Annotated in this window: 19 protein-coding genes; 4 read left to right on the top strand and 15 right to left on the bottom strand. The window is 68.1% G+C overall.

Annotated elements, in window-relative coordinates:
* The first annotated feature begins 28 nt into the window (after window positions 1-28).
* The 3 genes from EPA64_RS17040 to EPA64_RS03260 all read left to right on the top strand — a co-directional run bounded on the left by EPA64_RS17040 (window position 29) and on the right by EPA64_RS03260 (window position 2103).
* Window positions 29-277 carry a helix-turn-helix domain-containing protein gene (locus EPA64_RS17040; RefSeq protein ID WP_134724830.1) on the top strand — a complete coding sequence of 83 codons (249 nt, stop codon included), beginning with the start codon at window positions 29-31 and terminating at the stop codon, window positions 275-277.
* The gene (locus EPA64_RS03265; protein ID WP_134724829.1) at window positions 274-639 is read left to right on the top strand and encodes a hypothetical protein; all 366 of its coding nucleotides are present in this window, start codon (window positions 274-276) and stop codon (window positions 637-639) included. Before EPA64_RS17040 ends, EPA64_RS03265 begins: the two co-directional genes overlap by 4 nt.
* Before the next feature lie 279 nt (window positions 640-918).
* A complete protein-coding gene (locus EPA64_RS03260; protein WP_134724828.1) occupies window positions 919-2103 on the top strand; it encodes a hypothetical protein in 1185 nt (394 codons plus the stop codon).
* Between the two features lie 61 nt (window positions 2104-2164).
* Here the strand turns inward: EPA64_RS03260 and EPA64_RS16220 are convergent, their stop codons facing one another.
* The 15 genes from EPA64_RS16220 to EPA64_RS03190 form a co-directional block, all read right to left on the bottom strand.
* Complete coding sequence (locus tag EPA64_RS16220; protein WP_167626572.1) at window positions 2165-2458, bottom strand: hypothetical protein; 294 nt, start codon at window positions 2456-2458, stop codon at window positions 2165-2167.
* Window positions 2459-2516: 58 nt separating this feature from the next.
* Window positions 2517-2765, bottom strand: coding sequence for a hypothetical protein (locus EPA64_RS03255; protein WP_134724827.1), 249 nt, complete (start codon window positions 2763-2765; stop codon window positions 2517-2519).
* On the bottom strand, window positions 2762-3199 hold the full coding sequence (locus tag EPA64_RS03250; protein ID WP_134724826.1) for a DUF5681 domain-containing protein: 438 nt from the start codon (window positions 3197-3199) through the stop codon (window positions 2762-2764). The genes EPA64_RS03255 and EPA64_RS03250 overlap by 4 nt, the downstream gene beginning before the upstream one ends.
* 17 nt (window positions 3200-3216) lie before the next feature.
* Window positions 3217-5487 carry a hypothetical protein gene (locus tag EPA64_RS03245; protein WP_134724825.1) on the bottom strand — a complete coding sequence of 757 codons (2271 nt, stop codon included), beginning with the start codon at window positions 5485-5487 and terminating at the stop codon, window positions 3217-3219.
* A gap of 107 nt (window positions 5488-5594) precedes the next feature.
* Window positions 5595-6026: a hypothetical protein gene (locus EPA64_RS03240; RefSeq protein WP_134724824.1), complete on the bottom strand. Its 432-nt coding sequence runs from the start codon at window positions 6024-6026 to the stop codon at window positions 5595-5597.
* The gene (locus EPA64_RS03235; protein WP_134724823.1) at window positions 6023-6937 is read right to left on the bottom strand and encodes a response regulator transcription factor; all 915 of its coding nucleotides are present in this window, start codon (window positions 6935-6937) and stop codon (window positions 6023-6025) included. The genes EPA64_RS03240 and EPA64_RS03235 overlap by 4 nt, the downstream gene beginning before the upstream one ends.
* Window positions 6934-7131, bottom strand: coding sequence for a hypothetical protein (locus EPA64_RS03230; RefSeq protein WP_134724822.1), 198 nt, complete (start codon window positions 7129-7131; stop codon window positions 6934-6936). The genes EPA64_RS03235 and EPA64_RS03230 overlap by 4 nt, the downstream gene beginning before the upstream one ends.
* A 439-nt stretch (window positions 7132-7570) precedes the next feature.
* Complete coding sequence (locus EPA64_RS03225; protein ID WP_134724821.1) at window positions 7571-9073, bottom strand: YfjI family protein; 1503 nt, start codon at window positions 9071-9073, stop codon at window positions 7571-7573.
* Complete coding sequence (locus EPA64_RS03220; RefSeq protein WP_134724820.1) at window positions 9070-9957, bottom strand: DUF7146 domain-containing protein; 888 nt, start codon at window positions 9955-9957, stop codon at window positions 9070-9072. The genes EPA64_RS03225 and EPA64_RS03220 overlap by 4 nt, the downstream gene beginning before the upstream one ends.
* Before the next feature lie 90 nt (window positions 9958-10047).
* The gene (locus EPA64_RS03215) at window positions 10048-10254 is read right to left on the bottom strand and encodes a transcriptional coactivator p15/PC4 family protein (protein ID WP_134724819.1); all 207 of its coding nucleotides are present in this window, start codon (window positions 10252-10254) and stop codon (window positions 10048-10050) included.
* Window positions 10251-10556: a winged helix domain-containing protein gene (locus EPA64_RS03210; protein WP_134724818.1), complete on the bottom strand. Its 306-nt coding sequence runs from the start codon at window positions 10554-10556 to the stop codon at window positions 10251-10253. The genes EPA64_RS03215 and EPA64_RS03210 overlap by 4 nt, the downstream gene beginning before the upstream one ends.
* A gap of 106 nt (window positions 10557-10662) precedes the next feature.
* Window positions 10663-10848, bottom strand: coding sequence for a helix-turn-helix transcriptional regulator (locus tag EPA64_RS03205; RefSeq protein ID WP_220443700.1), 186 nt, complete (start codon window positions 10846-10848; stop codon window positions 10663-10665).
* Between the two features lie 351 nt (window positions 10849-11199).
* Complete coding sequence (locus EPA64_RS03200) at window positions 11200-12075, bottom strand: hypothetical protein (RefSeq protein WP_134724816.1); 876 nt, start codon at window positions 12073-12075, stop codon at window positions 11200-11202.
* The gene (locus tag EPA64_RS03195) at window positions 12068-13249 is read right to left on the bottom strand and encodes a tyrosine-type recombinase/integrase (RefSeq protein WP_246026586.1); all 1182 of its coding nucleotides are present in this window, start codon (window positions 13247-13249) and stop codon (window positions 12068-12070) included. The genes EPA64_RS03200 and EPA64_RS03195 overlap by 8 nt, the downstream gene beginning before the upstream one ends.
* 204 nt (window positions 13250-13453) lie before the next feature.
* Window positions 13454-15088, bottom strand: a complete 1635-nt coding sequence (locus EPA64_RS03190; protein WP_134724815.1) for an alpha-D-glucose phosphate-specific phosphoglucomutase — start codon at window positions 15086-15088, stop codon at window positions 13454-13456.
* Window positions 15089-15296: 208 nt separating this feature from the next.
* Here EPA64_RS03190 and EPA64_RS03185 point away from each other — a divergent pair, with 208 nt between their 5' ends.
* Window positions 15297-23852 carry a glycoside hydrolase family 94 protein gene (locus EPA64_RS03185; protein ID WP_134724814.1) on the top strand — a complete coding sequence of 2852 codons (8556 nt, stop codon included), beginning with the start codon at window positions 15297-15299 and terminating at the stop codon, window positions 23850-23852.
* The last annotated feature ends 242 nt before the right edge of the window (window positions 23853-24094 follow it).

Here is a 24094-nt window from a genome sequence, read left to right as displayed (position 1 = left end):
TCAAAAATGATAGACTTTCTTGTGAGGGATGATGAACGGGGAACAGATACGGGCGGCGCGCGCACTCGCGGGCATGACTGCGCAGGAACTCGCGGACGCCTCAGGGGTGAGCTATCCCACCGTGCAGCGGCTAGACGCGACGCGGGGCCCCGTCAGCGGCCGGCATGACACGGTGGCTGCGCTGATCAGGGCCCTAGAAGCCCGAGGCGTTCAGTTCCTTGATGATGGGCAGATAGCTACCGGGCCAGGGGTTGCCATGAAGGATAACTCCCTATGACTTCCGATTTGGACGATGTGATGTATGCCGTCGACGCTGACGCGGAAATCGCGGGCCTTGAGCTGGAAATAGAGGATATAAGGCGAGACATAAGGTGGTGCGGCGCACTGGGAGCGGTCGGCCTCGTATTGCTACTTTCATTCGGCGATCATTTTGTGCCGGCTCAAGCTGTCTATATTGGTTGCGCAACTATCGTGGTCTTGGCCGGTCTCAAAGAGCATCTGCACCGAAACAGGATGAAGGCAGCGCAAAGCGAGTTGAACATTCTCAAGTTGCTAACGCGTGCTGAGCTGCATCGAGGTCGACATACCGGCCGGATCCTCCAAGTCATTCGGCAAAGCGATAAGCCTCAGAGCTCCTGATGGCGGGGACTTCCCACTAGCCTTGCGCCTCTGCACCCGCTTTGCGAACCACGCTACCATCAAGGGTTAGGATAGTCCGGTGAATACCCTCATACTGCTATTCGCGTTATGAAGTCTCCCCAACACACAGTAGCCTGGATTGCTCCTCGAACGGGGCATGATTGGGTGTGCCCCGACACAGCCCGTGCAGTCGAGTGGTTTCGCTCCTTAGCGGAGGGAGCGCGCCTCGACTCTAGGCTCGATGCTTGCCGGGCATATTATGAACAACACCGCCAAGCAGTGGAGGACGGCCTCGACGCTAAACTCTTCGACCCACGCGATGCGGTTGCGTGGTATATTCTACAAGCTGAAACCTACGCGACCGACCGTCGCTTTTGGACGCCTGATGAGGCTGCGCGAACGGTCCCCTATATCAAGCGCATCGGCCAGCTATACGACCTTCTTGCACGTGTGGATGGTGTAGAGGAACGCGTGGCTCGGTTCGTGAGCGGCGATGCAACTCAGCCTGAGGGGACACTCTACGAACTGCTGGTAGCTGGTGCATGGTCCGGCCGGGGCTATGCCGTTCGCTTCGTTCCGGAGCAGCGTGGCGTCACGCGAACGCCCGACTTGGAGGTGGCAAGGGGGCGATCCAGATGGGCAGTTGAAGCGAAGCGCATGATGCCCTCTGCCTACCAGAAACGGGAGATGCAGGCAGGCCAAGCCATTGCAGCGCGTCTTCATGACTTGAGCGAGGCGATAGGCCATTCGGTAGTAGTGGATGTGATCTATCATCGACAATTGACTGACTATCCGAAAGACTTTTTGGCAGATCAGGTGCGGGAATTCCTCCCCGTGCATGCGCTTCGAGTGATTGAGCGTGAGGATGCCGCTATTCTCATGCGGCCAGTCGCCTGGCCAATTTGCCGACGTGTGCTTGCGAGTGACTGCGTATTTATCGGGTCAACCCGAATGATGGAGCTTGTTAGCGGTGGGCACAACCATGACTTGTCACATAGTTTGCGTGCTCGGTGCCGCCGCGAACCCGATCGACCTTCCTATGCCGATCATATTTATTATGCGTCTTTAGTTAACTGGGCGTGCGTCTCGCCGGTGGCGCTTAATGCGCGAGCACGGCACTTCAAAAAGAAGCTGATCGATGCGGAAGGGCAGCTTCCGGATGACCTCCCTGGAGTGATCCATATGGGCATGGAGTCTTCTGGGCGTCCAGAGTCGGACCTGCGCCGACATTTCCACAATAGATGGGAGGCAGCTGACCTAGTAAGAGGAAAATCACGGCTGCGGTGGGTATACGGGAACTACTTTAAGACTGAAGCGACGACGCGGCCTAACGAGTCACTCGCGATGGAAGAGACAGTAGCGTCATACAAGGTGGGTCAACACCGCACCCGCGATCCGCTGGCGGGCAAGCTTTTGCTGTCCGACGATGAGGGCACAACGAGATGGGGTGCGTATTGGGATTAGACGGCTGCCCCGCAAGATCAACCATCCGGAGAGACACGCAACATATCGGGCCGTGACGGGCTCATCGGGTTGGAAAGCTAGGCACTTGCTTAGCATGTCGTCGCTGCCGGGCAGCACGCTTGCGGCATCCCTCGCAGCAATATCGCGCATCACCGCGGCGAAACTCGGGAACTGGCTCGCTGCACCACCAGCACGACCATCCGTCCCGCCGCAGGTTCATCAGGATGCGGCTCGCGCGGCCTACTCGATGCGTCCGAATGCCGGTGTCGAACGGGTCAAAGCAGCACGCCAGCACGCTCCAGCCGCCGCTGGGCAGTTCCTCAATGCTGATGCCGAAAGGATCGGGTGCCGCCATGATGTTCTCTTTGATTTCCGCACAGGCAGAGACGGGTCAAGCTACTGATGAGGTTGCGTCATCCGATTTTAGCTGCCTGTGCCTTGCCCACCGGAGGCGCTGGGCGCCTGAAGGTGATTGCAGCTTCTGCACGGGCCATGAACGCGGCATTGTCCTCCCCTTCCTCCCGGCTGATGCCGCCCCCGCCCACGAACAGCGCGGTCTCGGGGCTGCCATCAGGCGGGGTCAGGAAAACAACCTCGACAGCCGTCTCAACAGCGCTGGGCGCGGCGGCCTCCAGTCGGGCGATGCGGGCTTTCACGCTCATTTCCCTGCATCCTCCAGTGCGGCAAGTCGGGCCTCGATTTCCGTCGTCTCCAAGGTGCGGCGGTAGGTTTCGACAAGCGACATGACGTGAGCGCCCTCGGCTGGGGTCAGCTCTCCCTCTGCTACGGCTTCCAGCACGGCAGCAGCGGCCTTCGCGGCATCTTCTGCCCGTTCCATGCGCGGCAGATCGAACGTCACAGGAGCATCCTTCCGGGGCGGCGCGATGCGCTCCAGACAGAGGCGCAAGGCTGCCGTGTCGCCGCCCAGCGCGGCCTCTACGGCTTTGCGTGTCAGAGCCTCGGCCTCCCCATCTAGGAGCGCCAGCACCGCTCTGGTGGCCTTGTGGCGCGTTCCCTTGGGCTTGCCGGGGTTGCCAGCCGTGAACCGGCCGGCACTGTCCCGCGACTCCGCATCTGCTCCGCTTTTACGGGCCATGTCCTGATGCCTCCCGTTCAGCGATGGCCTTGGCTGAACAGCCCTTGCGCGAGCATCCCCGGCGCGACGACGGCAGGAGCCAGCGGGGCAACCGGTCCTGCCAGTGCCTGGATCAGTGCCCGGCGGGTGGAGTCCACGCCGACCCTATGCGACAGGTTGCGAGCGGCTCCGGTAGTCAGGGCGTCGCCGAGGCGCTTCATCCCCATGCTCGCTGCCGGAATAGCTGCTGCCCCGAACCCTGCACCGCCGAAGCCAGCGCCTCCGGTGAGGGCAAGGCCGGTGATGCTGCTGGGCGACAGTCTGCGCCCGAGACCCGACAGCAGCCCAGCGCCGCCCTCACCCTTGGCAATAGCGCGCATGGCGGCGATGTCTGCCTCCGCAAAGCCACGAAGCCGGCGAGGGTTGCGAAGCAGGACCTTGAACTGCGACCGCAGCCCGGATGCGAAGTCATCCTGCAGCGAGGCCTTCTCGATGGCGGTCTCGATGGTCTCCATGCGCCGCATTCGGCTCCACACCTCGCGCGCAGCCTTCAGCGGGGCAGCGTCGCCGCCCATGCTCTCGACAGCATCATCGATGCCGTCCAAGACCATGGAGGCCAGCCGCCGCTCATCCGGCTCGATGCTGTTCGCCGCCCCGGCTGCCACCCGGCGCAGGATTTCCAGATCCGCGAGGCTCTTGGTGCCACTCTCGGACGACAGCCTCTGCAGGACTGCATTCACACGGGGGTGCAGCATCTTGTCGAAGCCCTCAGCTTTCAACTTTGTGCCGATGCTACTCGCCATTCCTTTCACAGTGCTCTCGGGCACGACTGCGCCAGACTGTCGGGCGGCTTCGTAGAGCGCGCCTGCCTCGGCCTTCAGTCCTTCGATGGTGGGGAGCGTGTCGGCCGGCATCCTGCGGCTTCGCAGCGCTCCGATAGCGGCGCTGAAGCCTTCTCCGAGGCCCCCGATAGCGGCGGCGCCGACAGCGCCCATCGGGGCAGACAGAGCCGCCCGTTCGCCTCGGTTGCCGACACCGCCCTCACCCTCACCGAAGCCGTAGCCTGCCGCCGTGGCCCCGCCCACAAGTCCGCTGCGGCCGATGCGAGCAAGTCCCGTGGCTCCGTTGCGGATGAAGCCTGCGCCACCCTTGGCCGGCCCCAGCAGTCCGCCCGTCATCTCGGCGGCGGCGGAGGTGTAGGGGTGCGCCTCCTTGAAGGCGGCCTCCTCGGCTCGGACCTTACCTAAGGCGTCGGTGTAGCGCTCGCCCAAGGGCTGGCCGTAGTTAAACCAGCCGCCCTGTTGCGGATCCCGCCCGAGCGCGGCGTAGAGCCCGGCGAAGTATTCATCACCGCCACCGAGCAGCAGTCCATCGGCCGCAGCGCGTGCGTTGCCCACCATGTTGCCGCGAAGCTGCGTCCAGGTGCCCTGTTCCTGCCTGTTAGAACTGGTTGGATCTGCACCCTGATAGCTTGTCCGAGGCCCCTGTGCTTCAGCTGCCCGGCGCCGTGCCTTGGCCAGAGCCAGTGCGCGCTGTTGCTCGAGCGTCTGTCCGGCAGCGGTCGTGGTGCCTCGTGAGCCATGACCGAAGTTCTCCTGCATCACCCGTTTGATGGTCGCGTCGTCGGTGCCGGCCGGGAACTCGACAATCTTGCCGTTGGGAAGCTCGACCTCGATGGGGCCGGACGCTGCGCCGGGCTGACCGGACTGCCCTGCCTGCGCACTCCGCGCCATCTGAGCGAGCCGGGTCGCGGCGGCGGTATCGCCAGCGGCATGCGCGTTGCGGAGCGCGACCATGATGCGCTCGTAGTCGCCGCTGCCAGACGCCCCGCCGGGCTGACCCTGGCTTGCCGCTGCGGCCCCTTCGCGTGCCTCCATCTGCTGAACCGCTTGATAGGCAGCCTGCTCGTCGGGGGCTTCGACCTCGTAGACCTTTCCCCCTGGCGTCTGCACCTCGAAGCGGCGCGTCTGCTGCTGAGGCACCATGGGGGGCAGTGCTGGGCGATCGGGCGGCAGCGGCGCCATCACGGTCGGCCTCGTGCCTTGAGCGCCAAGCCGATCGAGCATCAGCGTTTGCAGCGCCGGTGCGCCGGGCGGCGTGCTGGGCGCGAGCGCGCCGGGCAGCGCATAAGGTGCGGGCACGCCGCCGCGGCCGGAGGACTGCGCTGCCGGGGGTAGGGCGGCCTGTCCCACGGCCAGCGCCTCAGCGAGGGCGCTCGGTCGAACCTGAGCCCTGTCGCCCAGCGCCTCAGCGAGCGCCAATGCCAGCGGGTCATTCGGGTATTGCGGGACAATCTCGATGCGGCCCATTCGCCTGCCTCCTTGCGTTCGGGCGCATCCACATACCGCCCCTTATCCTGTTGAATTTTAATACGGTTCACTCCCTGTTCCCAAGGGGTTTTAGCGCTATCCGGGCCTCAATCGGGCTTGGTGTGCTTGGACAGTTCCCACAATGCTGCAGCGCGCCCTTCCTTGTTCACGGCTGCCTCGCTCAGACCCTCGAACGCGGCCGGCGCGGCGATGAACATGGCGAACCTCGGCAGGTCGCCGTCCTTGAGCCCGACAGCCAGCCAGGCGGCGCAGGCGCTTTCCGGTGCGGCCTCGGCGAAGCCGGGAAAGGCTCGCGCCTCCTCCATCGTGATGCGCTCGACATAATCCATGCCGCCCCGGCGCAGCATGGCGGCATAGGCGCGGCGCAGCGCCGAAACGGCCGCTGGGTGAGCGACTGGCTCCGGGGTGCCGCCGCGCCCGTCCTGACTGCCGGAGGCCCATTGCTCGGCCCATTCCTCGGCATGGTTCGACAGCAGGCGGGCGAAGAATCGGCGTTGCTCTACGGCAGTCATTGTCATGCTGCTGCCCTCCGAATATTGCCCACAGTTTGCGGACTGCACCCGACCCGGCGTGCTATTTCGCGATCGGACAATCGCTGGACACCATGAAGCAGAGCCAGCACCTGCGTCCGCGCACTGGATCGGCTGTGGCGTCCAGATTGGACGGCAGCCAGTGCTTCCAGATCCGCCCGCATTGCCGCAACAAGCGCTTGATCGTCGAGATTGTCGCGGATGACCTCACGGGCATTCAGATGCGCCACCCAATCCAGCCGTAGGCGCAACCCGTCGAAGCTGGGGGCCGGCATCCTGTCCATCAGGTGTTCCAGCGCAGCCTGTCGCGCCCAAATATGTGGCGGGGTCTCGTAGTAAGGTTCAAAGCAGTAGCGGTCGTCCATTAGCTTTTCCCACCCCCTCAACTCGTCCCAGATGCCTGCGAGCGTGTCGGGGAACGGGACCGCGCCGCGCATGGCTTGCCACATGGCCTCAGTGGGGTTGCCGGCCAACCAGTCCTTGAAGCCGTCGAGGCCGTTGCGCTTCGCGCGAAGGGGGGCCAGTGCCTTCCGCAGCAGCTGCTCTGGCCGCGTAGCAGCGAACAGAGCCTTCTCGCTTCCATACTCGCCCAGAAGCGCCTGGTAGCGGGCAAGCCGCTTCGCCTCCCGTTCCGCATTGCGCCGGGCCTGTTCAGTCTTCCAGCCCGGTTCCCGCGCCTCCATCCAGTCGGCGAACCCCGCGAACGGGTTTCCTGCGCTGGGCTGAGTGCTGGCGTCCAAAATGGACAGTGCGGCATCCAGCGTCAGCCCGGCTGCTCTCGCCAAGCCCTCGGCCTTGGCCTTTGCGGCAGCCCTTTCGCCCTCAGTCGCCCCCCGCGTCATCAGTGCGTGCAGCTTCCGCAACTTGTCGGTGTCCAGTTTGGACGGTCTGGCGTTCATGCACTGCCCTCTTTGGTTGTTGACCCCTGTTGCCCGCTCATGGAAAGGGACGTTGCCCGCAGCAGATCGGCCGCGATGATGAGCGCGGCACGGGTCCCGAGATGGACTGCCACCACCTGCTGGCCGTCTTGCCAACCGTGAAGGACAGGGCCGGGCCGGACGGTAACCAGCGGCTCGGTCAGATGAATGGTCATCGGCAAGGCCTCCCATCAAGGCAGCTCAGCGCCGCGTCGCGGTCCCGGTATTGCCAGCACTTGCCGCAGAACAGCTGACCCTGTGGGCCATAGCGCTCCAGGTCGGTCATGGCTGCCCAGGCATCGGCGCTCACCCAGACGCCGCTCCACGTCGCCACCATGCAGCCGGACTTCTCGGCGCTAGGCTTTGGCGGATTCGGATCGGGTGGAGCGCCGTTATTCTCCGATAGGAAACGGTCCGCGCTTCCCTGCAGGCGCGGATCATCCACTGCAGCGGCGATTGCGTCTTTCCGCTCTACTGACAGAACCGACACAACTGACGAAACCTCTGCCAGCTGAGGATTTCGGCCCTGAAACCCCACTGCGGAGGGGGTTTCGTCGGTTTTGTCAGTTCCGTCAGTTGTCGGTTGGACCGATAACGCTGCCTGTAGCCACCGGGTCATGATTGCACCTCGTGAACGGCGGGATTGACGATGAACAGCCGCTGCGGTCGCCCGCCACTCGGGCCAGCAGGCTCGGCAATGGCACGGATAAGGTCGGCTTCCTCGAGCGCGGACAGGGCCGGGTTGATTTCCCCCATGCTGGCGAGCCCGCGTCGCTCCATCCGCCGGATCTCGCGGGCGGTGAAGCGCTGCCATCCCATCTCGCGCAGAAGGCTTGCCAGGCGCCGGGCGGAGCGCTCCTCCTTCGGGACGCTGGCGACCCCGTAGGCACGGCGGGCCATCGGCAGGATGTAGCTTTCGAGGAAATGGCAGGCGCGGCCGAACTCCGCCGGGGTGATCTGGCGCTGGGCAGGATCCATCTCTCCGTCGAAGGCATGGCCGATGGTTGCCAGCACCAGCGCGAGGCGGGCTGCCATGCCGGGCAGCTTTCCGATGAAGGACAGCAGCAGCCCCTCGGTCCCTGTCTCCCACTCGCCGCACGTCTGCCGCCACTCGTTCATCATGTCCCGAGCGGCATCATCGAAGCCGACGAACCAGGGCCGGGGCTCGCCATCATCGCTCAGAGGCATCTGCATGGCCGTCAGTCGCGCCATGGCGGCATCCGCCACCTCGTCGGAGGCGAAGCGCTCGGGCTGCTTCACCGGCACCCGGCCCGGCCAGATCGGCAGGAAGCGCGCCAGCAGCCCGTCGTCGCTCGTCTTGGTCAGCAGTTCGGAGAGGCGGTCAGGCTGAATGCCGCCCAGCGCCCCGATGGTCAGCCGGTTCACGGTCAGCGGTGCCCGCCCCATGCGCTCGACCGTGAAGGCGCGGCCGCCATAGGCCTCAAGCCAGAAGGCCCGATCAGAACCGCCGTTCCTCGCCTCCATCGCCAGCAGCCATCCGGCCAGCTCGTCCCGCATCTGCAGGAACCCCTTGGGCTGGGCCTGCGCGATGACGCCCAGCCGCTCGACCGTGCCGTCGTTCACGATCAGGCGCGGGATATGCGGGGCCGTGCCGTCGTCGGCCTCCTTCGGCACCGGAGGGGGCGGGTTGCCCTTGTCGAGGGCCGCGCGGGCCTTCTTGTCCCAGATTTCCTGCGCCAGCTTCGCGAGCTTCACCCGCTTCTCCCACGCGACCATTTCGGCTTCAGCCTCCTGCCGCAGAGGGCGTTCGGCGCGGCGGAGGGGAGCCAGGACCGCGTCGATGGCCGGGCTCTTGCCGGCGCTCGGGTTGCCAATGCACATCGTCCAGATGTTCGGCGGCTCAGCCCAGCCCTTCCAGGGCGACACCCATCGGGCGTTCCCCATCGTGGCACCGGTGACGGACAGCAGCGCCGCCAGGACATAGTCGGGCGGGGCGCCTGCGCCCTCTGCGGTAGCCGCCACCCATTCGGCCGCGCGCGGGCTCAGGACCTCGGCCAGCGGCAGAGGTGGCGGCAGTGGAACGTCGAGGCGAAGCAGGCGGAGGTCAGCATCCGGCCACTGAGCCTTGAACGGGATCGGTTCGGGCATCGCGTTCATGCGGCGGCCCCTTTCAGCATGAGGATGTCATTCCAGTCCCGCCCGGCAGGGGCGGGCAGGAGGCTCACGGTCCAGCCGTGGGCGGTGGCGCGCTCGGCCAACTTGTGCGCGGCGTCATGGCCGGCGCCCTTGTCGTCGCTGTCCGGAGCAATGGTGAGGCGGTGTGGCGCGTCGGGAAGGCGGAGCCCCGCGAGGCCGGGCGCAGAGAGAGCCGCCCATACGGTCGCAGGACCGCGCAGGAGGCCGCTGGAGAGGCTTAGGGCGGTTTCGATACCCTCGGCCACTACAAGCGGCCCCTCGGCCCCTGCGAGTCGCACAGCGCCGCCCAGCGCCGCGCCCAGCATCGCCTTGGGTGGATCCACCACCGCCTTGCCGCTGCCGTCAGCCCGCAGATAGGTGCGATGCACCGCGAGCCGGGGCAGGCCATCCACCCGCGCCACCATTGCGGGCAGGCGCTGGGCGCTCGAGTGCCAGCATTCTGGATGGAAGCGCAGGCTATCGGGCAGAGGGCAGGTGATGCCGCGCCCCCGCAGGTAGGCTTCCGCGATGGTGCCGTGGATCGGCAGGGCTTCGCGCCAGCAGGCCAGTGCCTGCCGTTCCCGCTTCACGGCCTCGGCTTCATCCTCAGCCTTGCGGCGCGCCACCTCGGCCGGACTGGGCGGCTGTGGTCTGCCGCCAGGATCCACCAGCCCCCGGTCACGCAACGCGGTCAGCACGTCCTCGAAGCGGCAGCCGGTCTTGCAGTTCAGCAGCAGCCGTCCGTCCGGGGCGTCTGCCAGCGACAGGGAGGGCCTGCGGTCGCCATGCGCTGGGCAGCAGGCCAGCCCGTAGCGGCGATACCACTTGCCGCGAAGGGCGAGGGTCAGGGCGCGAGCGTCACTCATGGCCGGCTCCCCAGACAAGCACGGCCAGCATGGCAGCTCGGTCAGGGTCGATGCCGAAGCGCTGGCAGAGAATGGAGATGCGCAGGGCCATCATGCCGCACCGCCTTCCAGCGCGCCCAGCGCCTTCAGGACCTCGGGCAGCAGGTCCAGCCGGAAGGCCAGCCCCTGCTTGCCGGGGCGGTATTCGCCGTTACCGGTATCGAACCAGACGCGCAGGTTCACCAGCTGGAGGCCTTTGAAGTCGTCCAGCGTGATGCGGATCTCCTCGCGGGCGTTCTTCCGGATGGCGCCGCTCATGCCGCCGCCTCCCGGCCGGGGGTGACGCTCGACTGCAGCACGTAGCGGGCATGATGACCGGGGAACGGTCCCTCATGGCTCTCGTGCAGGGTCTCGATGCAGATGCCCTGCTTGCGCAGTTTGAACACGTATGCCGACCAGCGCGGCCCCGGGTGATCGATCGGGGTGCAACCCTTCTTGCCAGCCTGGATCAGGCTCTCAAGGGCCCAGCGGTCACGTCCCTTGACGACGATGAAGCGGGGGTCGGACTCGTCGTCTTTCACGGTGAAGGCCCGTGCGGGCCACTGCTTCTTGAAGCTCATTGCCTTGCCTCGACTCTTGCGGGCAAGGGCGCGTTGCGCTATCTCTGCGGTATCCCATACCGATCAACGAATGCGCCGCCGCCCTCGCCCAAGGGTGGCGGTTTCGTTATGCGGCGACTGCGCTCGGGCGCGAGTTCAGCCACTCGGCAACGACCGTTTCAGGCCATGCCACGGCGCGGGAACCGAGCTTGACGGGGGTGGGGAACTTCCCTTGAGACATCAGCGCATAGATGGTTGAGCGGCCGAGGCCAGTGACTTCCATGACCGCAGGCATGCGGAGGTGCTTCGTCATTTCTGACCCTTCCATTCCGCCCGGCAAGAACCGGGCAAGTTGAGAGACTGCACAGACGGCGGCCATGCAGGACTTCGTCTTTTCCGTGGACGCATCGTCCGCGGCGGTGTTAGGAAGGGGTCGGAAGTGAGCGGCTAAACTTCTTCCAGACCGGGTCCGCAGCCCCTTTCGTGGTAGTTGGGGGTTGCGGATCCTTTTCCTTTCCAACGTCTCCTAGATTCGCGGCTTACCTCTGCTGGATCAATTTCTTTCTCCTCGAGGCGTGACCGAACCTGTGGAAAACCACCGGCGCTCGGCAGCGAGCGAACCTAGACTGTCCTGAACATGGCGGGACATTACGGGATGGCGCAATCATCGCGGCGACCCAAGAAGTCCACCGAACGGGATAATTTTCAGGGGCTCGCAGCTGCGAAGATACTCATCGGTGATGGCCTCAACCGCCGCGCTGCCCGGACCTCGAATGTCAGTCGATGTCCACCCGAAGGCATCGAACAAGTCCCGTAGCATTGGCGCGAAGTCTCCGGAGAACATACCGTCACTCACGCTGCACGTCGGCCGTCTTCCGGTTACTCGGGCATAGAGCTCGGCAAAAGCCCTCGCGACCTCGTGCGCTGGGCGGATCTTTGGCCTTCCCCTTCCGGATGGCTGCAGTGCAAGCTCCTCTTCGAGGTCTTTCAGGCGGATGCGGATGTTTCGCATAGCCCCATGTAGCGAAATAGCCAGTGCCTGCTCGATGCCGAGCGCGTGGACAATGTCGACTGGCTCACCCCGTCCGCGCCCACCTGATTGCCATGTGCGGTCGAGTGCAGGACTGAACTCTAGCTCAAGTTCTTCCATGCATTGGCGGGCCGTCTGCAGCGCATCCAGCAGCTTCCTCAACTGCGCCCTTTCGGCCTTAAGCCGCGATACCGGTGCCAACCTGGCAGCCGTCAGGATCGGAGTGACATGATCGAAGATAGGGAGCCCGCCGCGCCACTCTACGACTTGACCGTCGCGGACGATCGGGATCTGCCCCCCTGGCTCAACCATCACTCCGGCCCACCTCGAAACCGCTGCGTAAATTACGTCACGCGCAGCCTTTTGTGCGTAGAAATCAGCAGTAAGACGCGATGAAAGCGCCTCGACATCTTCCCTGCGATACAGCGCCGGCGGCACATACATGTCCCTTTCGGTCCTGCTCAGCGCATCAGCGAGGGCTGATCGGCGATTGCTCGTGTCGTCATCCAATGCGCACCACCTTTCCGCGCTCTCGCGCCAGATAGTCGGCCCATGCTTCCATCAGCTCCCGGCGCTTATCCAAGACGTCGGAACGGGCATAGGCGCGCTCGACCTCGTCGCCGACAAGGTGTGCAAGGGCAGCTTCGCAAATCTCGCGGGGGAAGTTCGTGCGCTCTTGCGACCACGTCCGGAACGAGGTGCGGAACCCGTGAACAGTGACGTCGTGCCCCATGTCCTTCACGCGGCCGGACAGGGTCACGTCTGAGAGGGGGCGCCCTTTTCGCTCACCCGGGAAGACGTATCCATCCGACCCGAAGAGGGCTTTCACTTCCTCGAGGATCTGGACGGCGCGGGGCGAGAGGGGCACCACGTGGTCGCGGCGCATCTTGATTCGCGCGGCGGGAATGGTCCACTTCGCCTCTGATAGGTTGATCTCCTGCCACCGTGCGCCCCGCGCCTCCGACGACCGGACCGCCGTGAGGATGATGAACTCCAGACACCACTTGGTCTGCGGCAGCGCATCGGACGCGCGCAGCTCGTCAATGAAGCCGGGCACCTTCGTGTAGGGCAGGGACTTCATGTGGGCCTTCAGTCGCCGCACCTTCGGCAACCCTTTCAGCGTGGCATGGCCGGGCGTCCCGTCGCGCCATTCCTTGGCTGCTGCCCACTGCAGGACGGTCTCGATGCGCTGATAGACGCGGCGCGCCGTCTCGTTCTTGGTCGTCCAGATCGGCGCCAGCACCCGCAGCATGTCGGAGGAGCCGACCTCGGAGACGAGGAGGGAGCCGATCTTCGGGAAGGCATACATCTGGAGGGAGTTGATGAAGTCGCGTCCGTGCTTCTCGTTGCTCCAGGTTGCGACTAGCCCCTCATGAACCGTGTGCGCTGCCTGCTCGAACGTGGGCACGGCCGCATCGCCGTCCTTCGTCTTGCGGGGGTCGCCCCCAGCCCGCGCAATCTTGCGGTATGCGAGCGCCTTTTCCCGGGCATCGGCAAGGTTGACCAGTCCGACCGATCCGTGGCCGCAATCGCAGCGCTTGCCCTGGATGGTCAGCCGCTGCTCCCACCGCTTCGCACCGTTGGGACCCACGACCAGGTAGAGGCCGTTGCCGTCGCCATACTTGCCGGGCTCCGACACGTTCTTCACGAACAGGGCAGTCAGTCCGTTCTTGGGCTTTGCCACCTTCGACCCCACAGCTTCCCCCACGCGCAGGGCAAGATTTCGTGGGGTAACAATAGACGGCTCTGGACTCTCCGCACAAGGAAAACCCACATATTATTTGGGATAATAGACGCCTACAGACTGCGCGAGACTTGGGTTTGGTGGACCTCGGCTCCACCAATCCTCTGACCAGACATCGACATTCCGGATGCCGGGCGTCCGCGCTCAGGTCGTCACGTCGGGCGCGTCGCGGCCGGTGTGTTCGGCGATGCGGGCCAGCGCCTCGGCGGCGGCGATGACCGGGGCCAGCGCGCTTGCGGGGTCCAGGTCGTGCGGTTGGCCGGGGGCGGCGTGGCGTTCCAGATAGACGCGCAGGGTGGCGCCCTCGGTCCCCGTGCCCGACAGGCGGAACACCACCCGGCTGTCGTCGGCGAACATCACCCGGATGCCCTGCCGCGCCGACACCGAGCCGTCCACCGGGTCGTGATAGGTGAAATCGTCCGCCGCAGCGACCGTCAGGCCCGCGAAGGACTGCCCCGGCAGCCCCGCCAGCATCGCGCGCAGGCGGTCCATCAGCGCGTTCGCGCCCTCGGCCGGTACGGATTCGTAATCGTGGCGGCTGTAATAGTCCCGGCCGAACCGCGCCCAGTGTTCCGCCATGATCGCGGCGACCGGCTGGCGGCGGGCGGCCAGGATGTTCAGCCACAGCAGCACCGCCCACAGCCCGTCCTTTTCGCGCACGTGGTCGGACCCGGTGCCGGCGCTTTCCTCGCCGCAGATGGTCACGCGGCCGGCGTCCAGCAAATTGCCGAAGAACTTCCAGCCGGTCGGCGTTTCGTGGCACGCGATCCCCAGCGCCGCGGCCACGCGGTCGGCGGCGCGGCTGGTCGGCATCGACCGCGCGACGCCGCGCAGCCCGCCCGCGTATGCCGGGGCCAGCGTCGCGTTGGCGGCCAGCACCGCAAGGCTGTCCGACGGCGTGACATAGACGCCGCGGCCCAGCACCATGTTGCGGTCGCCGTCGCCGTCCGACGCGGCGGCAAAGTCGGGCGCGTCCGGCCCCATCATCAGCGCGACCAGATCGGCCGCCCAGACCGGGTTCGGGTCGGGGTGGCCGCCGCCGAAATCGGGCAGGGGGGTGGCGTTGACGACCGTGCCCGGCGCCGCGCCCAGGCGGCGTTCCAGGATGTCCGTCGCATAGGGGCCGGTCACCGCGTGCATGGCGTCGAATCGCATCGTGAACCCGCCCGCGAACAGCGCCCGGATCGCGTCAAAATCGAACAGCCGCTCCATCAGCGCGGCATAGTCGGCGACCGGGTCCACCACCTCGACGGCCATGCCCGCCAGCGCGGTCTCTCCGGGCGCGGACAGGTCGGCGTCCTGCGCCTCGGCGATGCGATAGCTGTCGATCGCCATGCTGCGGGCAAAGATCGCGTCGGTCACGGCTTCGGGCGCGGGGCCGCCGTTCGGGCCGTTGAACTTGCAGCCGAAATCCTCATCGAGGCCGCCGGGGTTGTGGCTGGCCGACAGGATGATGCCGCCGTCCGCCCCCCGCAGCCGGATCAGGTGCGAGGCGGCGGGCGTGGACAGGATGCCCCCTTGCCCCACGATCACCCGCGCGGCCCCGTTCGCCGCCGCCATCCGCAGGATCACCTGCGCCGCGCGGTCGTTCCAGAACCGCCCGTCCCCGCCCAGCACCAGCGTCTTGCCCGCGACGCCGCCGATGGCGTCGAACACCGACTGGACAAAGTTTTCCAGGTAATGGGGCTGCATGAAGACGCGGGTCTTTTTCCGCAGGCCCGATGTGCCGGGCTTCTGCCCCTCGATCGGGCGGGTGGGGATGGTGGTGGTCTGGGTCATGGCCGGCCCTGTCGCTGCGCTGTCCTGATCCCCCGGATAGCGAATGGGCCGCACTTGCGACAGGGGGCTGCGACAGGGACCGGATGCGCGGGGCGGCGAATGCGAGGTCGGGGGGCACCAACCCGCCCGCCGGGGCGTTAGGGCAGGCGGCGTCTTGTGCTTTCCCCCGGGCGCCCGCAGGTTCGGGGACAAAGAAAGCGGACGCCAGATGTCGAAATACCCCAACCCGTCGCCCCGCCGCCGCCTTTCGCAACGGGTCGGCCGGACGGCGCGCAGGCCCTCGGGGCCGCCGCCCGACCCCCGAGAGTCGGTCTGGGACGAGATGCTGAAGCCGATCCGCTTTGACCTGTGGACCGGCCGTTCGCTGCATGACGCGGGGCGCGAGCTTGCCCTGACCCCCCGGCCCGACCTGCCCGACGCGCCCGCCCGCCCGATCCGGCGGCTGGTCGCCAACCAGGACGCGATCCGCACCAACTATCTTGACGCCGTCGTCGCGGCCGAGCGGGGCGAGACGGTGACGCCCGCCGCCGAATGGCTGATCGACAACCACCACATGGTCGAGGAGAACCTGCGCCAGCTGCGCCAGGGCTTCAACCGCAACTTTCTGCGGCGGCTGCCGCTGGTGGATCTGTCGGGCGGCGGGACCACGCCGCGCAGCCTGCTGATCGCGTGGTATTTCGTGGCGCTGACCAACTCGGACGTGGACCCGGACGAGCTGACGTCGTTCCTGCGCGGCTATCAGTCGGTGGCGACGCTGGACATCGCCGAGCTGTGGGCGGTGCCCACGTTCCTGCGCTATGTGCTGGTCGAGAACCTGCGCCGGCTGTCGGACCGGGTGTCCACCGCGCGCGCCCGCCGCAGCGCCGCCAACGCCATCGCCGACGAGCTGGCCGAGGCGTCGGGCGCGCCGGCCGCGGCCGCGGTCATCGCGCGCCATGCCGACCGCGTCGCCGACGAGACGGTGGCCGCGCAGCTGCTGTATCGCCTGCGCGACGGCGGCCCGGACGCGCAGGCGGCGCTGACCGCGCTGGAACAGCGGCTGGGCGAACCGGACGCGACCGAACGCGCGATCCAGGCCGAATACGCCCGCCAGTCCAGCGGCAACGTCACCGTGGGCAACATCGTCCGCAGCCTGCGCCGCATGGGCGAGGTGGACTGGCTGGACTGGTTCGAAGGCGTCAGCAAGGTCGATGCGATGCTGGCGCAGCGGTCGGAATACCCGCTGCTGGATCAGGGGACGCGCACCAGCTATCGCTCGGCCGTCGAACGCATCGCGCGGCGGTCCGACCTGACGGAAACCCAGGTCGCCCAGCGGGCGCTGGACGAGGCCGCGCGCCGGGCAGGCCAGTCTGGGACCGACCGGGTCGAGGTCGGGCATCTGCTGGTCGGCGAGGATCGGGCCGCGTTCCGCGCGCAGGCGGGCTATGCGCCGGCGTGGCGCGACCGGCTGTCCGGCCTGCGCCGCGCCGGGGTGTGGATGCTGACCGCGCCCCTTGTCGCGATCACGGCGCTGCTGGTCGCGGCGATGGGCTGGGCGGTCCCGGACGTCGGGCTGGCGGGCTGGCAGGCGGTGCTGTTGCTGGCGCTGGCGGTGCTGCCCGCGTCCGACACGGCGATGCAGGCGCTGGGGTTCCTGGCCGCGCGCGTCGTGCCGCCCAAGCGGCTGCCGGCCTATGACTTCCGCGCCGGCGTCCCGCCCGAGGCGCGGACGCTGGTGGTGATCCCCGGCATGATCACCAGCCTGGACGCGGTGGACGAGCTGGCCCAGATGCTGGAATCGCACTATCTGGCCAACCCTCTGGGCGACATCAGCTTTGCGCTGCTGACCGACTGGCGCGATGCCCCGGCCGAGACGATGCCCGACGACCGCAGCCTGCTGGACCACGCGCGCGAACGGATCGAGACGCTGGCCGACCGTTACGACCACGGCGGCGTCCGGCGGTTCTTCCTGCTGCACCGGCGGCGGCAGTGGAACGCCGCCGAAGGCGTCTGGATGGGCTGGGAACGCAAGCGCGGCAAGCTGACCGAGCTGAACATGCTGCTGCGCGGCCATTTCGGCACCAGCTTCCTGCCCACCGGCCCGACCCCGCCCGAGGGCGTTCGCTATGTCGTGACGCTGGACAGCGACACGCGCCTGCCGCGCGACACGGTGTCGGCGCTGGCGGGCAAGATGGCGCATCCGGTCAACCGGCCCGTGCTTGGCCCCGACGGGACCGTCGCGCGGGGCCACGGGATCATGCAGCCGCGCGTCACGCCCTCGCTGACGACGGGGGCGGATGCCTCGGTGTTCCAGCGGATATTCTCGGCCAACCGGGGGCTGGACCCCTATGTCTTTGCGGTGTCGGACCTGTATCAGGATCTGTTCGACCGGGGCAGCTTTACCGGCAAGGGCATCTATGACGTCGATGCCTTCGAATCCGCCGTTGCGGGCCGGATCAAGGAAAACGCCGTCCTCAGCCACGACCTGCTGGAAGGCAGCCTGGCCCGCGCGGCCCTGGTCACCGATGTCGAGGTGGTCGAGGATTTCCCGATCCGCTTTGCCACCGAATCCAGCCGCCAGCACCGCTGGATGCGCGGCGACTGGCAGCTGGTGCCGATGATCCTGACGCCGGGCAACGGGCTGGATGCGCTGGCCCGGTTCAAGATGGTGGACAATCTGCGCCGGTCGCTGGTCGCGGTCAGCTGGACGGCGGCCTCGGTCGCGGGCTGGCTGATCCTGCACGGCGCGGACGCGATCATCTGGCAGGCGGCGCTGATCCTGCTGGCGGCGCTGGTGCCGATCCTGCAGGTGGATCTGCGCGTGTTCCGCCCGCAATACGGCGTGTCGTGGGATTACCACCTGCGCCACATGCTGCGCGACGCGCTGACCTATGTCACCCAGCTTGCGTTGCGGCTGACGACGGCGGCGTTCCGGGGCTGGGCGGCGCTGGACGCGATCGGGCGGACGATCTGGCGGATGGGGTTCAGCGGCCGCAAGCTGCTGGAATGGACGACCGCGCGCGACGCGCAGCGCGCCGGCGGCGGCGTGGCCGAGGAATACCGCCGGATGATCGCCTCGCCCATCGTGGGCGGCGCGGGCATCGCCGCCACGGCGGCCGTGAACCCGACCGCGCTGCCCGTGGCGCTGGTCGTGGGCGGCATCTGGATCGCCGCGCCGTGGATCATGGCCCGCGCCTCGCGCCCGCTGGAAACCGAGGACCGGCTGGTCCTGGACCCCGCCGACGAGGCCGAGCTGCGCCGCGTCGCCCGCCGGACGTGGCGATACTTCGAGGAGTTCGTGGGGCCGGACACGCACCACCTGCCGCCCGACAACTGGCAGGAAACCCCCGAGCCCAAGCTGGCGGAACGCACCTCGCCCACCAACATCGGGCTGTATCTGATGTCGGTGATGTCGGCCCACGACCTGGGCTGGATCGGGCTGGACACCGCGCTGACGCGCATCGACGCCACCATCACCACGATGGAACGGATGGCGCGGTTCCGGGGCCATTTCTTCAACTGGTACAGCACGCGCACGCTGGCGGTGCTGCCCGCCCCCTATCTGTCGGCGGTGGACAGCGGCAACCTTGCCGGGCTGCTGGTGGCGCTGGCCGCCGGGCTGCGCCACTGGTCGGACGACGCGCCGTCGGTCCGGCGCAGGCGCGCGGGGGGGCTGGGCGACACGCTGGGCCTGCTGCAGATCGAACTGGCGGCGCTGCCGCAGGACCGCCGCGCGCTCCGCGGCCTGCGCGACGCGCTGGACGGCGCCATCGCGGGCTTTGCCGCGGCGGTGGACCAGACCGCCGGCGGGCCGCTGTCGGACCCCGTCGCCATCGACCAGATGCACAGCCGCGCGGCCGAGATCCTGCGTCTGGCCACCGAACTGGACGCCGCCACCCCCCGCGGCGGCGCGGCCGAGGTGCTGGCCTGGGCGCAGGCGCTGGCCCGCGACAGCGCCGACGTGCTGACCCCCGCGCCCGAGGGGCGGGTCGCGATGGACGGCTTTGCCACCCGCGTCGCCCTGCTGGCCGAACGCGCGCGGCTGATGGCGTTCCAGATGGATTTCTCGCTGTTCGTGCACCGCGACAAGATGCTGCTGTCGATCGGCTATCGCCCGCACGACGAACAGCTGGACGAATCCAGCTATGACCTGCTGGCGTCCGAGGCGCGGCTGACCAGCTTTCTGGCCATCGCCAAGGGCGACATCCGCAAGGAACACTGGGCGCGGCTGGGCCGGCCGTTCGCCACCGCGGGCCATCAGGGGGTGCTGCTGTCCTGGTCGGGCTGCATGTTCGAATACCTGATGCCGCCCCTGCTGCTCAAGGAACGGCAGGGCGGCATCCTGAACCATTCCAACCAGATGGCGGTGGACGTCCAGATCGACTGGGGCCGGGCGCACGGCCTGCCCTGGGGCATTTCCGAAAGCGCGTTCAACGCCCGCGACCGGGACATGAACTATCAGTATTACGCCTTCGGCGTGCCGACGCTGGCGCTGAAGCGGGCGGGGGGCGACTATGTCGTGGCGCCCTATGCGACGATCATGGCCGCCCAGATCCGCCCGCACGCCGCCGTCCGCAACCTGGCCCGGCTGCGCGCGCTGGGGGCCGAGGGGCGTTACGGCTTTTACGACGCGGTCGATTTCGCCCCCAACCGGCAGCACGACCCGGCCACCCATTCGGTCGTGCGCAACGTCATGGCCCATCACCACGGCATGTCGATCATGGCGATCGCCAACACCGTGCTGGACGGCATCCACCGCGACCGGTTCCACGCCGACCCGGTGGTGCGCGCGTCCGAACTGCTGCTGCAGGAAAAATCGCCGCGCGACATCACCCCGGTCACGCGCGCGCCGTCGGCGAACGGTCTGGGCCGCGGGTCGATGCTGGGCGGGGGCGACACCCAGACCGCTATCGACGAACCCGGCCGCGCCGACCGCGAGGTCGCGCTGATGTCGAACGGCGCGTTTTCCACCATCATCTCGTCCACCGGGGCGGGCGGGTCCATGTTCGGCCCGATCGCGCTGAACCGCTGGACGCCGGACGCCACGACCGACGACGGCGGCATCCACATCTTCATGCGCGACGTCAAATCGGGCGAATGGTGGTCCGCCACCCATTCGCCGTGCAGCGGCCGGGACGAGCGCAGCTCGGCCGTGTTCTCGGACCACAAGGCCGAGTTCCTCAAGACCGCGAACGCCATCGAAAGCCGGCTCGAGGTGATCGCCGCGACCGAGGGCAACGCCGACGGACGCCGCCTGACGCTGCGCAACCGGTCCGGCAGCGACCGCACCATCGAGGTCACGTCCTATGGCGAGATCGTGCTGGACAAGCCCGCGTCCGACCGCGCCCATCCCGCGTTTTCCAAGATGTTCGTGCGCACCGAGATCCGGGACGGCGGATCGCTGATCGTGGCCGACCGCCGGCCCCGCGACCCGCAGGGCAAGGCCTATCACCTCGCCCATCTGGTCGCCGGTCCCGACGAGGCGATCACCCCCGCCGCCGAGGCCGAAACCGACCGCCGCGCCTTTCTGGGGCGCGGGGGGACGCTGGCCAACCCGGCCGCGTTCGCGCCCGGCGCCACGCTGACCGGCGCGCAGGGCCATACGCTGGACCCGATCTTCGCGATCCGCCGCCGGGTCCGGGTGCCGGCGGGCAAATCGGTCGCGCTGACCTTCTGGACGCTGGTCGCCGAGGCGGCCGAGGACCGCGACCGGCTGGCCGCGCATTACAGCCGCCCGGCCGTGTTCGATCAGGAACTGCGCCTTGCGTGGACCTATTCGCAGGTGCAGCTGCGCCATCTGGACGTGACGCTGGACGAGGCCAAGCTGTTTCGCGCCTATACCAGCCTGCTGGTCTGGCCCGACCTGCGCATGGCCGCCACGCCCCGGCGGCGGACCGAACTGGGCACGCAGGCCGAGCTGTGGCCGATGGGCATCTCGGGCGACGACCCCATCCTGCTGCTGCGCACCGACGACGAGGCCGACCTGCCCATCATCCGCAACGCGCTGCGCATGTATGGCTTTCTGCGCGCCCGCGGCGTCCCCGTCGACGTGGTGATCCTGAACGAGCGCGCGACGTCCTATGTCCAGGACCTGCAGCACGCGATCCAGTCGTTGTGCGACGCGGCCCAGCAGGTTGCCGGCCCGTCGGCGGCGCGCCACGTCCATGCCGTGCGCCGCGACCAGATCAGCAAGGCCAGCTTTGACACGCTGGTGTCGGTGGCGCGGATCATGCTGCACACCCGCAACGGCAAGCTGTCCGAACAGCTGGAACGGCTGCGCGAGGCGCCGCAGGCGCATCGGCCGCGCCCCGCCGGTCCCCTTGCCCGGCGTCCGGCCACCGATCCCCGGCCGCTGCCCCCCTCGACCTCGGCGCTGCAGTTCTGGAACGGCTTTGGCGGGTTCGCCCCCGACGGGCGCGAATACGTGCTGCGGCTGACGCGGGACCGCCAGACCCCGCATCCGTGGATCAACGTCGTCGCGCGCGAGGACTTCGGCTTTCACGTCTCGGCCGAGGGGGCGGCCTTCGGCTGGGCGGTGAACTCGCGCGATTACCAGATCACGCCGTGGTCGAACGACCCGGTCAGCAACCCGCCCGGCGAGGCGATCCTGATCCACGACCCCGACACCGGCGCGGTGGCGACCCCGTTCCTGGCCCTGTCCACCGACCCCGCGGCGGTGCACGAGGCCGCGCATGGCCTTGGCTATTCCCGCTTCAAAGCCGATTACGGCTGGGTCGCGGTCGAGGCGGTGATGACGCTGGCCCCCGACGCCCCCGCCCGGCTGACGCGGCTGACCGTCACCAACCGCACCAACCGGCGGCTGAACCTGCAAGGCGTCGCCTATGCCCAGCTTGTGCTGGGCAGCGACCGCACCCGGACCGCGCCGATGGTCCAGACCCGGTTCGACCGCGGCCTTGACGCGCTGCTGGGGCAGAACGCGTTTTCCGCCGATTTCGCCGACCGCGTCACGGCGCTGGCCTGCGACCGGCCGGTCCAGCGGTTCTGCGGGTCGCGCACGGATTTCCTGGGGCGCGACCGCACGCCCGCCCGTCCGGTTGCGCTGGCCGACTGGCCGGTGGGCGCGCCCGCCGACCCTGCTGCGGTGCCGACCGATCAGGATCTGGACCCCGGCCTTGCGCAGGGCCTGCACGCCGCGGGCGACCCCTGCCTTGCCATCCGCTGGGCCATGCCGCTGGCGCCGGGCGAAACCGGGCATGCCACCGTCATCCTGGCGAATGCGGCCGCCGCCGACCTGCCTGCCGTGCTGGACGCCGCCCGCGCCCCCGATGCGCCCCGCGCGGCGCTGGCGGCCGCCCGGCGGGAATGGGACGACACGCTGGGCACGCTGCAGGTCGACACGCCGGACCCCCGGCTGAACCTGATGGTCAACACCTGGCTGCCCTATCAGGCGCTGGCCTGCCGGATCAGGGCGCGGACCGCGTTCTATCAGGCGTCGGGCGCGTTCGGGTTCCGCGACCAGCTGCAGGACACCAGCGCGCTGATCCTGCACGATCCCGCGCTGTGCCGCCGTCAGATCCTGAACGCGGCCTCGCGCCAGTTCCCGCAAGGCGACGTCCAGCACTGGTGGCTGCCCCGCGGCGGCGCCGGGGTGCGGACGATGATTTCCGACGACGTGGTGTGGCTGGGCCACATCACGGCCCTTTATGTGCGGGCCACCGGCGACAGCGCGATCCTGGACGAGCCGGTGCCCTTCATCACCGGGCCCGAGCTGGAACCGGGCGAGCATGACCGTTTCTTCCTGCCCCAGCCCTCGGGCGAGGTGGCGCCGCTTTACGATCACTGCGCCCGCGCCCTTGACCTGGCGGTGCAACGGACCGGCGAACGCGGCCTGCCGCTGATCCTTGGCGGCGACTGGAACGACGGCATGAACCGCGTGGGCGAGGGCGGGCGGGGCGAAAGCGTCTGGCTGGGCTGGTTCCTGTGCGACACCATCGCGGCGTTTGCCCCGGTGGCGCGGGCGCGCGGCGACGATGCGCGCGCCGAGGCATGGCAGGCTCACCGCGCCGCCGTGGCCCGCGCGCTGGACGGCGCCGGCTGGGACGGCGCCTGGTATCGGCGCGGCTATTTCGACGACGGCACGCCCCTGGGCGCGGCCGAAAGCGCCGAATGCCGCATCGATTCCATCGCCCAAAGCTGGGCGATGATTTCCGGCGCGGGGCGGGCCGACCGGGCCCGTCAGGGCGTCGACGCGGCCCTTGACCAGCTGTTCATGCGCGAGGCGCAGGTCATGCGCCTGTTCACGCCCCCCTTCCGCGACACCGCGGCCGAGCCGGGATACATCAAGTCCTATCCGCCGGGCGTGCGCGAGAACGGGGGCCAGTATACCCACGCCGCGGCCTGGATGGTCTATGCGCTGGCGCGGTCCGGCGACGGGACGCGCGCGCACCGGCTGTTCGACGCGATCAACCCGATCAGCCATGCGCTGGACCCGACGGCGGCCGAAACCTATCGGGTCGAACCCTATGTCGTGGCCGCCGACGTCTATTCCCACCGCGACAAGCTGGGGCGCGGCGGGTGGACATGGTACACCGGCTCCGCCGGCTGGATGTACCGCGCCGCGGTCGAGGGGCTGCTTGGCATCACCCGCCGCCCCGACGGCTTCGCGATCGAGCCGCGACTGCCGCAGGACTGGCCCGGTTTCACCGCCCGCCTGCGGCTGTCCGGTCAGACCTGGCAGATCGCCGCCGTCCGCACCCCCTCGGGCGAGATCGAGCTGTCGGTCGACGGCCGCCCCGTCCGCACGGGCGAGACGGTGCGCCGCTAGCCCGCCACGAGACGCCGGCTCGCAGCGACCTCGCCGCAGTCCTCGTCGCCCGTTCAAGGCTGTGGGTGCGGGCTTACGGGTCCACAGCCTGCCGCTGCCGCAGCCGGGGGCTGAGCGTGCCGGGGTCGAGGCTGAGGTTGGAAGTGAGGGGAAGGCTGAGGCGGGGCGCGGCCGAGGTTGCAAGGGAGGGGAAGGCGGACGCGGGGGCGCGGCTGAGGCTGGAAGTGAGGGAAAGGCGGACG

This window comes from Paracoccus luteus (assembly GCF_004522155.1).
GTDB lineage: Bacteria > Pseudomonadota > Alphaproteobacteria > Rhodobacterales > Rhodobacteraceae > Paracoccus > Paracoccus luteus.
This window is presented reverse-complemented; position numbering and strand designations above follow the sequence as displayed.

What these genes read in the sequence shown, in the direction of transcription:
- EPA64_RS17040 (WP_134724830.1), top strand. Translation starts at nt 29, where the DNA reads ATGATGAACGGGGAACAGATACGGGCGGCGCGCGCACTCGCGGGCATG.
- EPA64_RS03265 (WP_134724829.1), top strand. Translation starts at nt 274, where the DNA reads ATGACTTCCGATTTGGACGATGTGATGTATGCCGTCGACGCTGACGCG.
- EPA64_RS16220 (WP_167626572.1), bottom strand. Translation starts at nt 2,458, where the DNA reads ATGGCGGCACCCGATCCTTTCGGCATCAGCATTGAGGAACTGCCCAGC.
- EPA64_RS03255 (WP_134724827.1), bottom strand. Translation starts at nt 2,765, where the DNA reads ATGAGCGTGAAAGCCCGCATCGCCCGACTGGAGGCCGCCGCGCCCAGC.
- EPA64_RS03250 (WP_134724826.1), bottom strand. Translation starts at nt 3,199, where the DNA reads ATGGCCCGTAAAAGCGGAGCAGATGCGGAGTCGCGGGACAGTGCCGGC.
- EPA64_RS03245 (WP_134724825.1), bottom strand. Translation starts at nt 5,487, where the DNA reads ATGGGCCGCATCGAGATTGTCCCGCAATACCCGAATGACCCGCTGGCA.
- EPA64_RS03240 (WP_134724824.1), bottom strand. Translation starts at nt 6,026, where the DNA reads ATGACAATGACTGCCGTAGAGCAACGCCGATTCTTCGCCCGCCTGCTG.
- EPA64_RS03235 (WP_134724823.1), bottom strand. Translation starts at nt 6,937, where the DNA reads ATGAACGCCAGACCGTCCAAACTGGACACCGACAAGTTGCGGAAGCTG.
- EPA64_RS03230 (WP_134724822.1), bottom strand. Translation starts at nt 7,131, where the DNA reads ATGACCATTCATCTGACCGAGCCGCTGGTTACCGTCCGGCCCGGCCCT.
- EPA64_RS03225 (WP_134724821.1), bottom strand. Translation starts at nt 9,073, where the DNA reads ATGAACGCGATGCCCGAACCGATCCCGTTCAAGGCTCAGTGGCCGGAT.
- EPA64_RS03220 (WP_134724820.1), bottom strand. Translation starts at nt 9,957, where the DNA reads ATGAGTGACGCTCGCGCCCTGACCCTCGCCCTTCGCGGCAAGTGGTAT.
- EPA64_RS03215 (WP_134724819.1), bottom strand. Translation starts at nt 10,254, where the DNA reads ATGAGCGGCGCCATCCGGAAGAACGCCCGCGAGGAGATCCGCATCACG.
- EPA64_RS03210 (WP_134724818.1), bottom strand. Translation starts at nt 10,556, where the DNA reads ATGAGCTTCAAGAAGCAGTGGCCCGCACGGGCCTTCACCGTGAAAGAC.
- EPA64_RS03205 (WP_220443700.1), bottom strand. Translation starts at nt 10,848, where the DNA reads ATGACGAAGCACCTCCGCATGCCTGCGGTCATGGAAGTCACTGGCCTC.
- EPA64_RS03190 (WP_134724815.1), bottom strand. Translation starts at nt 15,088, where the DNA reads ATGACCCAGACCACCACCATCCCCACCCGCCCGATCGAGGGGCAGAAG.
- EPA64_RS03185 (WP_134724814.1), top strand. Translation starts at nt 15,297, where the DNA reads ATGTCGAAATACCCCAACCCGTCGCCCCGCCGCCGCCTTTCGCAACGG.